This window comes from Spirosoma oryzae (assembly GCF_003002825.1).
GTDB lineage: Bacteria > Bacteroidota > Bacteroidia > Cytophagales > Spirosomataceae > Spirosoma > Spirosoma oryzae.
Genome location: NZ_PVTE01000013.1, coordinates 74,242 through 88,243 on the forward strand (window position 1 = coordinate 74,242; position 14,002 = coordinate 88,243).

The 14,002-nt window shown below is 56.7% G+C and carries 9 protein-coding genes; 3 read left to right on the top strand and 6 right to left on the bottom strand.

Features of this window, described 5'->3' with window-relative positions; translation table 11 throughout:
- Positions 1 to 40 precede the first annotated feature (40 nt).
- The 6 genes from CLV58_RS16030 to leuS all read right to left on the bottom strand — a co-directional run bounded on the left by CLV58_RS16030 (position 41) and on the right by leuS (position 7,837).
- Entirely contained in the window at positions 41 to 1,102 is a 1,062-nt protein-coding gene (locus tag CLV58_RS16030) for a sulfite exporter TauE/SafE family protein (RefSeq protein ID WP_106138846.1), read from the bottom strand.
- A 272-nt stretch (positions 1,103 to 1,374) separates the two neighbouring features.
- Complete coding sequence (locus CLV58_RS16035; protein WP_106138847.1) at positions 1,375 to 2,508, bottom strand: glycoside hydrolase family 76 protein; 1,134 nt, start codon at positions 2,506 to 2,508, stop codon at positions 1,375 to 1,377.
- 583 nt (positions 2,509 to 3,091) lie between these two features.
- Positions 3,092 to 3,952: a glycerophosphodiester phosphodiesterase family protein gene (locus CLV58_RS16040; protein ID WP_106138848.1), complete on the bottom strand. Its 861-nt coding sequence runs from the start codon at positions 3,950 to 3,952 to the stop codon at positions 3,092 to 3,094.
- Positions 3,953 to 3,961: 9 nt separating this feature from the next.
- Positions 3,962 to 4,090: a hypothetical protein gene (locus CLV58_RS28990; RefSeq protein ID WP_281257920.1), complete on the bottom strand. Its 129-nt coding sequence runs from the start codon at positions 4,088 to 4,090 to the stop codon at positions 3,962 to 3,964.
- A gap of 127 nt (positions 4,091 to 4,217) precedes the next feature.
- Entirely contained in the window at positions 4,218 to 4,736 is a 519-nt protein-coding gene (locus CLV58_RS16045) for a hypothetical protein (RefSeq protein WP_106138849.1), read from the bottom strand.
- Positions 4,737 to 4,966: 230 nt separating this feature from the next.
- Positions 4,967 to 7,837: a leucine--tRNA ligase gene (leuS, locus tag CLV58_RS16050; RefSeq protein ID WP_106138850.1), complete on the bottom strand. Its 2,871-nt coding sequence runs from the start codon at positions 7,835 to 7,837 to the stop codon at positions 4,967 to 4,969.
- 252 nt (positions 7,838 to 8,089) lie between these two features.
- Between leuS and CLV58_RS16055 the strand changes: the two genes are divergently transcribed.
- The 3 genes from CLV58_RS16055 (at position 8,090) to CLV58_RS16065 (ending at position 13,993) form a co-directional block, all read left to right on the top strand.
- Positions 8,090 to 9,934, top strand: coding sequence for a hypothetical protein (locus CLV58_RS16055; RefSeq protein ID WP_245882351.1), 1,845 nt, complete (start codon positions 8,090 to 8,092; stop codon positions 9,932 to 9,934).
- A 272-nt stretch (positions 9,935 to 10,206) separates the two neighbouring features.
- Entirely contained in the window at positions 10,207 to 11,139 is a 933-nt protein-coding gene (locus CLV58_RS16060; RefSeq protein ID WP_106138852.1) for a D-2-hydroxyacid dehydrogenase, read from the top strand.
- A gap of 142 nt (positions 11,140 to 11,281) precedes the next feature.
- The gene (locus CLV58_RS16065; protein WP_106138853.1) at positions 11,282 to 13,993 is read left to right on the top strand and encodes a DNA gyrase/topoisomerase IV subunit A; all 2,712 of its coding nucleotides are present in this window, start codon (positions 11,282 to 11,284) and stop codon (positions 13,991 to 13,993) included.
- Positions 13,994 to 14,002 lie beyond the last annotated feature (9 nt).

A 14,002-nucleotide genomic window follows, 5' to 3' on the forward strand; every position in this document is an offset into this window, starting at 1 on the left:
TAACTGTCTATCTTCTTTTGTCTATTCTCTTTTTTCTTGTTTAAAAGAACAAAATAATCTTTCTGAGGCTGACGATGATAATGACGATACCGACCAGAATCATCATCGTTTTAACAGGCAGGCGCTGGGCGAGATGCGCGGCAATGGGTGCAGCAATCATACCACCTAGAATCAGCCCCAAAATTACCATTCCGTAGTTGCCTAAACCAGCGTAGAGGGCGAAAACTACGGAACTGGCGAACGAGACAAAGAACTCCGCCAGGTTGACCGAACCGATTGTGTAGCGCGGATGACGACCGGCGGCAATGAGCGTCGAGTTGACAATCGGGCCCCAGCCGCCACCGCCAATGGCATCGACGAAGCCGCCGAACCAGGCCAGCAGACCGATTTTGCGAACCGGCTTTTTCTCCGTTCGCTTCACCAGTGCCTTCTGCAAAATCAGGACGCCCAGAATGGCCGTGTATACCGAAATGACAGGGGAGAGGTACTTAGCAATGATTTCCATGTCCGACAGGGCGGTGATGAGAAACGCGCCCAGTGCCGCACCGATGACGCCCGGTATCAGCACGGCTTTGAACAGGCGGCTGTTGACGTTGCCGAACTTGAGGTGCATATAGCCCGACACGCCCGACGTAAAGATCTCTGAACTGTGAACGCTGGCCGTCGCGAACACCGGACTGATGCCGACACTGGTCAGGAACGTGGTGGCTGTGACACCGTAGGCCATACCCAGCGCGCCGTCGATCATCTGCGCGACAAAGCCGGCCATTAGGTAATAGAAAATATCGGGTGTAAGCTCAACGGAATGTGCGATCAGCGAGATGCGATCCAGCGTGAAGTAGCTGAACAGCAAATGACCAACGATCATCAGCGCCAGCGACGCGAAAACGTAAATCGCAATCTCGGTACGTGTCCGTCGGCGAAGCAGCAGCGAATCGGTAGTCAGTGTGGCTGTGCCGGGAGCCATGATCTTAGCCGCCGGAAAGGTAGTTCGCAACGCCTTAGCCTGCTCGTTTGCCCGTGGCCCCTGTACCGTTACTGTCAAGCCATTCAGGTCGATGGAGGGAGCGTCCGGTTTGATCAGCTCGTCCGATTGATTCATAGTTCTTAAATTCTATCGACTTAATAGGTTTTTATATCTATGAAAAGCGGCACGTTGGAGTGCCGCTTTAGTGCAGGGTTAAGTGCTGCAAATGTACACAACTAACCGAATATGTGCGCAGTTGATTCACGGGGTTCAGGAGAAAGGCGCGTGGTGCACCTATGTTTTGCCCGTATGGATCGTACCACTGTTCGCTGATATAGGTCGACCATAACCAGCTCGCTTTCTCTTTTTTCAGCCAGACAACCGGATCGTATCCTGCTGGTTTGCTGCTAGAATATCCGGCTGCGCTCCAGAAGTGAGGTTGCTTCGAGGAGCATGATGCCGCTGAGCTGCGTAGGCAGGTCGGTGTGACCACCGGCGGGCGGGCGTTGCCAGAACGTGCCGAACGCCAGCGCCGGGCGGGCCGTACCCTGCTGCCAGAGGGTTTGCGCGTTGGTCCGCAGAAAGGCTGCGTATCGGTTTCGGCGGGGCTTGTCGAGGCCGGGCTCCAGGACCAGTTGCGTGAGGTAGCGTACGAGGACACCTTTGAACAGGCCACCGTCGCCTTTGCCTTCGTCGCGCATCAGCCCGTTGGTCGTCAGCGTCGGATCGGTCAGCGACAGGTCGGCGGTTTTGACGGCGTCGGTCAGGTAGGCCCGGTCTTTGGTGATCTTGTACAACTCGTGCGCGCCACCGATCCAGACGCCCTGGCAATACGTGAATTTCCAGCGGGTGTTCAGCTTACCGTCGTTGTCCTGGTTGATGCCATCGTAGACCAGGCCGGATGCCGCATCGACCAGTGTCTTTTTCTCCCAGTTGTAAATGCGTTTGGCCCAGGCAAGATCGGCAGGGCGACGCAGCAGGCGGTGGAGCCGGGCCGCGAGGATGATCGCGGGGCCGTTGGCGGGGGTATTTTTGTAGTACCGCTGCCCTTTCCGCCAGGCAATTCCTCCGCCCATGGTTTCATTCCAGCCTGTTTTGATGTCTTCCCAAAGTGTCAGCGTCGCCGTGAGCCATTTTTTGTCGTGCGTGGCTTCATAGACCCGCAGCATCGCCAGCGCATTCCAGAGCATGTCGTCGTAATATTCGTTGAGAAAGGTGTTGCCGTTTTTCCGGCGAACCCCGTCCATCCATTCGTTCATCCGGGTCAGGTAGCGCGGGGAGCGGGTGCGCAGATAGGCGTCGGTCAATACGTCGAGGGCGTGGGCTTGTGGCCAGTAGTGAAAAGTCGTGTCGCCCCGGTTTGAGTTGTGGTAGTAATGTGTGTTGGGGTCGTAGAAATCCCGGTCAAGCGTTGCGGCAGCACTGTCGGCGGCTTTGTTCCAGTTGATGGTAGCGGTGGCCGATGACGGGGCTTGGCCGTGGGCGACGCTGATGAGTAGGCAGAGCGCACAGAGGGGCAGAATACACCGGAAAACTGTCATGGAGAATCGTTGAGTTCACGCCCCAAAGAAGCGTAGCCGATCACTCCTTTACTTGATCTAGCTGCGATTTTACACGAGCTACCCCATTTTTTAAATTCGCCGAGAGGCAGGGTGGTTGTCAACGACTGGTCTTTTCACCTCTAAATCCCCAGACGGGCAGGGCTGTTAAGTTCTTGAATTGGCGCTGACTTAGCCCAATTTCCTTCGGTCCACTACCCCCCAGCCCCCTAAAGGGGGAGTAGTTTCTTCGTGGAACGCTCCCCCTTTAGGGCTAACCTTGTAGGGGTTTTGAGCCTTCAAAACCGAGCACTTCGCAAAGGAGCTTTTTTACCCCTAAATCCCCTGAAGGGCGGTCGGCCGCTGCCGGACTTTTTCTAAGTGCGAGTAAAGTCCCCTTCAGGGGATTTAGGGGTAAAAAAGCCTGTCCATAAAGCCAGTTAAGTACAGGACGTGAAACCCCTACAAGATTAGCCCTTTAGGGGGCTGGGGGGTAGTGGACTAGAACTTAACAACCCTGTCCAGCAGGACGGTTGGCAGCGACCGACCGTCCTACTGGGGATTTAGGGGTGAATCAACGCAACGCTTACGGACGTACGGCCTGCCAGACTTCTAGGGGGCGGTCGGTCGACATGACGTCGGCACCGTTGCGGGCAAACTGTTTGTATACCTGATCACCCTTGGCGGCTGCCTGTTTGTCGAGGTTACCGAGCGTACCCAGGATGCAGGCAATGCCTTTCTGGTGCAGAAACTGGTACAGGTCAGCGTCGGGCTCTTTTACACCTACGAACGCAAGCATGCGGTTGTCGGGAATACCCAGGTCGTGCAGCCGATCGTATTCGGCGCGGTTCCGGATCGTCACTGAGATCATCAGGTTCGGGTCGAGTTTGTTGACCTTCGCTGCGTCGGGCGCGTTGTAGGTAATCACGGCTACATAGTCGCCGGCACCCGTCCGGTGTACCATGTCGATCACCTTGTCGAATGATACATTCCGCTTCACGTCGAGGGTAAACGTGACTTTGCCTTTTCCCCAACGCAGCACCTGTTCGAGCGTCGGGATTTTGTAGGGCGTCAGGTTGCCCATATTGTCTTCGAGCCGAAACGGAGCCAGTTCGGCATAGGTTTTCTCGATGAGCTTACCCGTACCGGTGGTGGTACGGTCGAGCGTCTGGTCGTGCATCATCACCAGTACGCTGTCTTTGGTCAGGTCGATGTCGCACTCGATCACGACCGGCATTTGTTTCGCCAGATAGGCAAACGATTCGAGGCAGTTTTCGGGGTATCCTTTCAGGTCGCCACCGCCCCGGTGCGCTGAAATTTTGGGAGTTTGATTCGGGTGGTATCCGAAGAAATCGGCTGATTTTCCCGCCGGAACGCGAGTATAGGTCTTTGGCGAACAGCCCGCCAGCGAAAGCACCAGCAGACCCGCAGCAATGCAGTTTTTCATTGGGCAAAGCTAGCGAATTCGGGCGCAGATAGCGGTAATGAACAGAGCCATGATATGAAAAGGACTGAACTTGCCGGCCAGTATGCTGCCTTCTACAGCTGCAATGACATGGATAAGGCCGATGGTCGAGAGGGGCATGGTCGGTTCGGGTTGCGTTGACTGTACGAGCCGACCGGTACCTGACCTCACCGTAATCGCAATTCCGACGAACAGGACTTATACTGGCGTGAACCGGGGCGTCTGTCCGGCCAGCGTTCAATCGAAACTACCGCTGTTCGCTCAGTACGACCGTTCCGGTCACGTGTTTGTCGATCAGAACAGCCAGGAAAGGCCGTGTCGTGTAGGTCTGAGTGGCCCCTGTCTTCTTCCTGTAGCTGAATACCAGCTTTCCATCGGCGCGTTTGACAAGGCTTACCGGCAGTAGCTCCGTGGCCCGATTCGTTTCGGGACTGATAACCGCAATGACGGATTGGTTGGCGAAATCGATCGACGTGGGCAGGCCATTCGTACCCATAACCGCAGCCGCGCCAAACAGCTTGTCGAACGTAGCCCGATCGTCAATTCGGGGGTTGGCCGGTGCGTTCTTGACCGTGTTTTTAACAAAATAGCGCTGAATTACCGTAAACGGAACAGTTACCATCGGTGGAGCTACAGCCTTGATTTGTGGCAAATGCCGGGCCGTTGATTTGGACAGATTGGTTGTAACACGCTGCGTAGCTTCGCTGGTGAAACTAGCGAGTGTTGCGACTAGCGCTAGTCCGAAAGCCATCTTTTGATAGATCATGATGCGTTTGAGAGAATGGTGAAACAAGGCAGTAGAGAGTTTGCTTGACGAACAGGACAGAACAGGCTGCGACTTTGCTAAAGAGAGCGCAAGACAATGACAAGCGTTGTAAGCGAATCGCCGTTTTCATCGAGATATAATGACGCTACCTGGTGCCTGAACGTCCTGTACGACAAAGGTCCGACCAGCTAACCAGTCGGACCTTTATCGAATGAAGTACGCGAACGTAATTAGATCACCACGTTGACGATGCGCTTGGGCACGACAACGACTTTCTTGGGCGTCTTGCCTTCCAGCCACTTCTGCACAACCTCGTCGGCCAGTACCTCGCTCTCGATTTCTTTCGGTGCCCGGTCGACGGGGAAGCTGAGCGTGGTACGCACTTTTCCATTGATCTGAATTGGGTACTCGAACGAGTCTTCGACCAGGTAGTTCGGGTTGAAGACCGGGAACGGTGCGTAGGATACCGTACCGGGTTCGTTGCCCAGTTTGGCCCACAACTCCTCCGCAACGTGGGGCGCGTAGGGCGACAGCAGCAGCACCAGTTCCTGCAAGATGCTCCGCTTGTGACAGTTCAGACTCGTCAGTTCGTTGACGCAGACCATGAAGGCCGACACTGACGTGTTGAACGAATACGTTTCAATGTCGTTCTCCGCTTTCTGAATCGTGCGGTGCAGCACTTTCAGTTCGGCAGGCGTGGGCGTTTCGTCGGTGACAATCCATTCGCTTTCCCCGGTTGCCGTGTCTTTGTAGAACAGCCGCCAGAACTTACGGATGAAGCGATACACGCCGTCGATGCCATTGGTATTCCAAGGTTTGGCCTGCTCCAGCGGCCCAAGGAACATTTCGTACAGCCGCAAGACGTCGGCCCCGTACTTGGCGACGATGTCGTCGGGGTTCACCACGTTGAACTTCGACTTCGACATCTTTTCCACTTCCGCACCAACGATGTATTTGCCGTCGGGTTCGGTGACGAACTCGGCACCTTCCGTCAGATCAGGGCGTGACTTTCTGAACGCATCGATGTCGAGCACGTCATTGTCGACAAGGTTCACGTCGGCGTGCAGGGGCGTTACATCTTGTCCGTTGATCTGGTTGAGCGACACGAACACCGGCGCAACGCCTTCGACACCAGTGCCTTTGATCCGGTACACGAAATTACTCCGGCCCTGAATCATGCCCTGGTTGATAAGCTTTTTGAACGGCTCATCCTGTGGCACGTAGCCCCGGTCTTTCAGGAACTTGTTCCAGAACCGGCTGTAGAGCAGGTGACCCGTTGCGTGCTCGGTACCACCGATGTACAGGTCCACGTTCTGCCAGTAATCGACCGACGATTCGCTGGCGAAGCGGTCGGGGTTTTGCGGGTCCATGTAGCGATACCAGTACCACGACGAGCCCGCCCAGCCCGGCATCGTGCTCAGCTCGTAGTCGTAGTCTCCCTTGTATTTCCACCCCTCGGCGCGGCCCAGCGGGGGCTCGCCCGTCTCGGTCGGCAGGTATTTGTCGATGGCGGGCAGTTCGAGTGGCAGGTCGCTCTCGTCAATCAGGTACGGTAAACCAGCTTCGCCGAAATACACCGGTACGGGTTCGCCCCAGTAGCGTTGCCGACTGAAAACGGCGTCGCGCAGGCGGAAATTGACTTTGCCTTTGCCCAGACCACGTTCTTCCAGCCAGCTAATCAGCGTCGCCGTGGCTTCCTTATAGGTCATGCCGTCGATGATGCCCGAATTGATATAGTGACCTTCTTTGGTGTTATCGGCCTGCTGATCGATGTCTTTCTGAGCGTCGAGAACCGGAATGATCGGCAGGTTGAAATGCTTCGCGAAACCGTAGTCGCGCTGATCGCCCGACGGAACGGCCATGACCGCACCCGTGCCGTAGCCTGCCAGCACGTAGTCGGCCAGGTAGATGGGGACCGGCGCGTCGTTCAGCGGATTGAGACAGTAGCTGCCCGTAAACACGCCCGACACACCTTTCACATCGGCCATCCGGTCGCGCTCCGAGCGCATCTTGGCTGCGTTAATGTAGTCTTCGACGGCCCGCTGCTGTTCGGGTGTCGTCAGGCTCGGCACCAGTTCGTGTTCGGGAGCCAGCACCATAAACGTCACGCCAAAGATGGTATCGACGCGGGTGGTGAAAACCTCGATATAGTTTACGGCGTTTCCGGTTTTCGGTTTTCGGTTTTCGGTGGCTGACGTACTGTCCGTAGACTGTAAACCGGAAACCGGAAACCGAACCGATGCGCCGACGGATTTGCCGATCCAGTTGCGCTGCTGTTCTTTGATCGATTCGGTCCAGTCGATGGTGTCGAGGCCGGTGAGCAGCCGGTCGGCGTAGGCGGTGATCCGCATCATCCACTGCCGCATCAGCTTCTGCTCGACGGGGTAGCCACCCCGCTCGGATACGCCGTCTTTTACTTCGTCGTTAGCCAGTACCGTGCCCAGGGCCGGGCACCAGTTCACGACCGCATCGGCCAGGAACGTCAGGCGGTACTTGAGCGTAATCGCGTATTGCTCCGTTTCGCTCAGGGCGTTCCACTCGTCGGCGGTGAAGCTTGGTGCGTCATCATCACAGGCTGCCCGAACGCCCGCCGTTCCGTTGGCAGCAAACTTGGCGATCAGCGTTTCGATAGGCTCGGCTCGGTCCGTTTCCTGGTTGTACCAAGACCGGAACAGCTCCATGAAAATCCACTGCGTCCACTTGTAGTAAGCCGGGTCCGACGTGCGGATTTCGCGGGTCCAGTCGTAGCTGAAGCCGATATTTTTCAGTTGCTCGATGTAGCGCGTCAGGTTGGCATCGGTGGTTACGGCCGGGTGCTGCCCGGTCTGAATGGCGTACTGCTCGGCGGGCAGACCAAAGGAGTCGAAGCCCATGGGATGCAGTACGTTATACCCTTTCAGTCGTTTGTAGCGGGCAACAATGTCCGACGCGATGTACCCCAGCGGGTGGCCGACGTGCAGCCCCGCCCCCGACGGGTAAGGAAACATATCGAGCGCGTAGTACTTTGGTTTGTCGGTGTCGGTTTCGGGGCTGAACGTGTTGTGCTCATCCCAGAACTGCTGCCATTTTTTTTCGACTTGCTGGTGATTGTAATCGGCCATACGGAGTAGATGGGGGGATGTCGGCACGACGATCCCGCAAAATGAATTGCAAAAATAGCCGTTTACCGAGACTTTTGCCCGACCAGATTTTTATTGACAGGATTACAGGATTGACAGGATTTTATTTAAGTCATAACGTGTCAGGTCAGGCTGGGCTGACGTTCCTGACCTGACCCCAAGGCGATGAATGAATCACATAAAATCCTGTCAATCCGCCCGGCGGCCCGGCTGTAATCCTGTCAAAAACTATTTATGTCTAGCTTAGCCACTCCTCCAGTCGTACCGCATCGGAAAATCCGCTATCCGCTATGGTTGGCGTGGATGGGGTTGGGCGTGCTGACGGGGCTGCTGGCGATCGGCATCGTGGGTGATTTCAGTCGGCCGCTCTCCGACGGTACCGATACCGATCAGTTCGAGTACGTGGGCTATGTGTTCATCAAAAACCTGACGCTCTGGCCGTGGCCGTACCTGCACCTGCTCAACAACCAGACGTTTTACCCGTATGGCATCAACCAGATTTTTCTCGACTGGGGCTTCGAGCGTGACTACTGGTACGCGGTCTGTTACTGGCTATTCGACGGACCGGGACCGTACCTGCAATACTATTACGTCTACACCCTGCTGCTGACGGCATTGGGTAGCTGTGCGCTGCTGACGGCGCGCTATGGTTTTGTCAAAAGCGCGCTGTTTGGGCTGGCCGTGTCGGTCTTTAATATGTATGCGACCTGGAAATTTCCGGTGCATATGAACGTCTGCATCGACCACTGGACGGTACTGTGTATGGTAGCGACGTACCGCCTGCTGCGCGACGTACTCGACCGCCGACCGCTCTCGCTGCCGTTTGTGCTGGGCTGGGTGTGGCTGCACGTGCAGGTATTGGGTCAGGAACTGGCGTACGTGGCCGGCTATGCCCTGACGTTTACGACGCTGGCGCTGCCCGTGCTGGCCTGGGGACTGTGGCGGTGGTATGCATCGGCTACTGCGCCGGAGCTAATATCCACGCAAGCAAACAGGGCGATTCTGGCAAGCCCAATCTTTAGGGGCGTACTCAAGCCCGATCCAGTTGGTGCCTTGAGCGGGTTAATGATTGGGCTGATTCTGATGAGCCTATGGTTGTATCTGCCGCTGACGATTCAGATTGCCTTCGGGGCGTGGGCGTTTGACTTCGCCGAGGTGCCACTGGCCCCACTCTGGTCGAATCCGGCGCGGCTGCTGATTCCGTATCTGCCCGGCCTGCACCCGTTCGATCGTGAGTACTCGGCGCTGATTCACGATGCGTACGAAAGTTTCGGGCAGGGGAGTCCGGGGCTGGGGTTGGTTATCCTGGCCGGGCTGGGTCTGTGGCAGCTTCGTCGACGGATGGCGTTGTGGTTGCCGGTCGTACTGATGCTGGTGCTTTGTCTGCTCTACCACCCAACGCTGTTACCGACGCTCAAACTGTTTCCCTGGTTTACGTATAACCGCCACGGTGGTCGGGCCAGTCTGGTGTACCCGGTGCTGTTTGGGTTGCTGGCCTTATCGGTGCGGTGGCCCCGGCATCGCGTTGGCGCACTGGTTGGCATAGGCGTGCTGGGGTTACTGGGCGCGGAATGGTACACGGTTTACCGGCTCCGTAGCTCTGTGCCGACACCGATGGTATCCGACGACGTACTGCACTACTGCGCCGTGATCCGGCAGCAGCCCGGTGTGGCCGTGCTCGATTTTCCATTCTGTACGGTCGGGGCCGATGGTATAGGTCGGAACGAAGGACTTTGTCCGTACTACCAGCAGCAGAACGCGGTGTTTACGTTTCGGCGCTTCTACGACAAAAAAGGTGTCGGGCAATACTTTGGGCGGCTGCACCCCGATCAGATTCAACCGTTTCTGCGCGACAACTGGCCCCGTCTGCTGGCACCCGGCCATACCTTCACGGACGCAGACTGGCGTTTTCTGGATAGTTTCTTGCGAACCAATCACTTCGCCGGTATCAACCTGTACCCCGACCTGCTGACTCCCGCGCAACTGGCTGGCTTCTACCAACGGTACGGCCCGCCCATCGCGCAAACCCGCTTCCCCGAAGCCGGACGCGTCGTGTTTGTGCCTGTAGCCGACTTGTAGCCCAGACGTCCACGTCTGGAGGCCGTCAGGCCAATTGCATCAAAGGGAATAACCGGACGGATGGGTTAGCCGTGGACGCCACGCGGTGGACGCCACGCGGTGGTCGTCACGCGGTGGTCGTCACGCGGTGGTCGTCACGCGGTGGTCGCCACGCGGTGGGCGCTATCGTGGCGCGGACCGATCCAGGCTACAGGCTATGCAAAATAATCCAATCAATCGAATCAACTGTTACTACCGTATAACCAGAATCGACAACCTAACTACGCTTCATTATGCAACTCTTCATATATCCGACACTGACTGAACCCGTAAAAAAGCAGGTACAGCAGGGCGTGTCCGACGACGTGACACTGGTGTTCCGGCAGGACTTGCCCGAGTCGGAGCAGGAGCAAGCTTTTCAACAATCGGACGCGCTGTTGGGTAATCCACCGCCTGACTGGTTTGCTAACGGCCCGGCCAAACTGGCCTTCTGGCAGATCGACTCGGCGGGTTTCGACAAATTCAGCCAGGTGGAAACGGCCGCGCAGGTCGCCAACATGGGCGATTATTTTGCATGGCCCTGCGCTGAAACCATGATCGCGGGCATTCTGGGCTTGTACCGGCGTATTCCGGAGCTGGCCCAGCTCCAACAGCGCAGCGAGTGGATCGGCGCGCCTTTGCGGGAACAGATGCAGGTGATGCGGGGGAAGCGCGTGCTGATACTCGGTACCGGGACCATCGGGCAGGCCGTCAGGCAGATGCTGACGGGCTTCGACTGCACAGTCCGGATGCTGGCGCGCACCGATCCGCAGGCCGACCTGCACACGACGGAAGAACTACTGGCGGAACTGCCTGACACGGACCTGGTCATCAACTGCCTGCCCGGTACCGCACGAGGGTTCGTCTCGGCCGACGTCATCGCTGCCATGCCCCCGACCTGCGTGTATGCCAACGTCGGGCGGGGGAGTACGACCGACGAACCGGCCCTGATCGACGCGCTGCAAGCGGGTAAACTGGCCGGGGCGGTGCTCGACGTCACGGAAGTCGAACCGCTGCCCGCCGACAGTCCGTTGTGGACCCTGCCGACCGTGCTGCTGACCCAGCATACCGGTGGCGGACTGCCCAATGAGGATGGTGGAAAAGTAGCGCAGCTGCTGCGGAACCTGAGCCGTTTTCAATCAGGACAACCCCTCGAAAATGCGATTGAACTAGGCCGGGGCTATTGATCGCAGCCGGCTACGCTTTCAGGCTTTGTAGCGAATAGGACGGGTTTTTTTAACATTTTTTCGTATATTTAGGGAATCGAACGGCGGCTGTTTTGGTCACAGGCAGCCGTTCGATATTCATAGCAAGTTTGTGTAATCATTCATGATAGACGAAGAAAATCTGGACCCGATGGACGAGTCGGCTGAGCAGCCTGGCGATACCACTCCCGCCAATGCTGAGCCACTATCGACCACCGAACCCGATGGACAGTCGGCTGACTCCTCTCCTGAAAGTCAGGTGCTGCATGACCAGACGGTCGTGTCGGGCCTGTACGAAAACTACTTCCTCGATTACGCGTCGTACGTGATTCTGGAACGGGCTGTTCCGGCCGTCGAAGACGGTTTCAAGCCTGTTCAGCGACGCATTCTGCACGCGCTGCGCGAGATGGACGATGGTCGCTTCAACAAGGTGGCCAACGTAATCGGGCAGACGATGCAATACCATCCCCACGGCGACGCGTCGATTGGTGAAGCACTGGTCAACATTGGTCAGAAAGAGCTGCTGTTCGACACGCAGGGAAGCTGGGGCGACGTGCGTACCGGCGACGGTGCGGCTGCCCCCCGCTACATCGAAGTACGGCTGTCGAAATTCGCCCACGATACGGTTTACAACGAGAAGACGACCGAGTGGCAACTGACCTACGATGGTCGGAAACGCGAGCCGGTAACCCTGCCGGTGAAGTTTCCGCTGCTGCTGGCGCAGGGCGTGGAAGGAATTGCCGTGGGCCTGTCGACAAAGGTGCTGCCGCACAACTTCAACGAGCTGATCGATGCGTCGATTCAGATTCTGAAAGACAAGCCGGTGCAACTCTATCCCGACTTTCAGACGGGCGGTCTCATCGACGTCAGCAACTACAACGACGGGCATCGGGGCGGTAAAGTCCGGGTGCGGGCCCGCATCGAAGAGGTCGACAAAAAGACGCTGGCGATCCGCGACGTTCCCTACGGCGTAACGACCTCGCAACTGATCGATTCCATCGTCAAAGCGGCTGAGCTGGGTAAGATCCGGATCAAAGCGCCGAGCCGTAACGTGGCCGCCGTGGTCGACAATACGGCCCGCGACGTCGAGATTCTGGTGCACCTGCAACCCGGTGTCTCGCCCGACGTTACGATCGACGCGCTGTACGCCTTTACCGACTGTGAAGTCAGTATTTCGCCCAACGCCTGCGTCATCATCGGCGACAAGCCCCACTTCGTCAGCGTTACCGACATTCTGAAAGTCAACACGCACCAGACCGTCAGTCTGTTACAGCGTGAACTGGAGATTCGCCGGAGTGAGCTAATGGAACGGCTGCTGTACAGTTCGCTGGAAAAGATCTTTATCGAAAACCGCATCTACCGCAAAATCGAGGAGTGCGAGACCTTCGAGGCCGTTCTGCAAACGATCGACAAGGCGCTGAAACCGTTCAAGAAGCAGTTTTACCGTGAGATCGTCGAAGATGACCTGATCCGGCTGACCGAGATCAAGATCAAGCGGATTTCGAAGTACGACGGCTTTAAGGCGGAGGAACTGATGCGGAAGCTGGAACAGGAACTGGCCGAAGTGGAAGACAACCTCGCCAACCTGACCCGTTACGCCATCGCGTACTTCAAAGACCTGCAAAAGAAATATGGCAAGGGGCGCGAGCGCAAAACCGAGATTCGGGGCTTCAACACCATTGCCGCCAGCGTGGTGGCCGCTGCCAACCAGAAGCTGTACGTCGACCGCGAAAACGGCTTCATTGGCTACGGGCTGAAAAAAGACGAGTACGTCAGCGACTGCTCCGACATCGACGATGTTATCGTGTTCCGGCGCGATGGGGTGTGCATGGTGTCGAAAGTGCAGGATAAAGTATTCGTCGGTAAGGATATTATTTACGTATCGGTCTTTAAGAAGAACGACGAACGGAAAATCTATAACCTTGTGTATCTGGACGCGAAATCGGGCATCTCGATGATCAAACGATTCCCCATCACGGGCGTTACCCGCGATCGCGAATACGATCTGACGATGGGTAGTCCCAAGTCGAAGATCACGTACTTCAGTGCCAACGAGAATGGGGAAGCCGAGGTAATTACGGTGAACCTGACGGCGCAAAGCTCGGCCAAGATCAAGCAGTTCGACTACGACTTTGCCAGCGTCGGTATCAAAAACCGCTCGGCGCAGGGGAATATCCTGACCAAATACCCCGTGCGGAAGATTACCCAGAAAAGTGGCGGGGTATCGACCCTGGGTGGCGTCGACATCTGGTACGACGAACACCTGGGCCGGCTCAACCGCGACGAGCGGGGCCGTCTGCTCGGTAAGTTCGATGCGAAGGACAGCATTCTGGTGATCTACAAAGACGGCCAGTACGAACTGACCAGCTTCGACCTGACGAATCGCTACGAGCCCAACGAGATTCAGTCGTTGAGCCGGTTCGAGCCGGAAACGGTGGTGTCGGCGGTGTATTACGAAGCCAATCAGAAAGCCTGGTACGTGAAGCGATTCAAGGTAGAGACAACGACGCTCGATAAGAAATTCAGCTTTATCGGCGACGTGAAAGGATCGAAAAACCTGGCCGTGACCACGGATCGTTACCCACGGATCGAAATCGTACATCAGGTAAAAGATCGGGGGCCGGTAGAAAAAATGGTGCTGGAGCCGGAAGGGTTTATCGAAATACGGGGCTGGAAGGCCCTTGGCAACAAACTGCCCTTTGCCCGCGTAAAGGACGTTAAACTGCTGGAACCAAAAGTCGTCAAAGAAGCACCCGCTGCCGTTCGGGAGCCGGAACTGGTAGAAACTGATGAGCCGGAACCAAAAGAAACGGCACAATTAGGGTTGTTTTCTTAATTTTAGCCA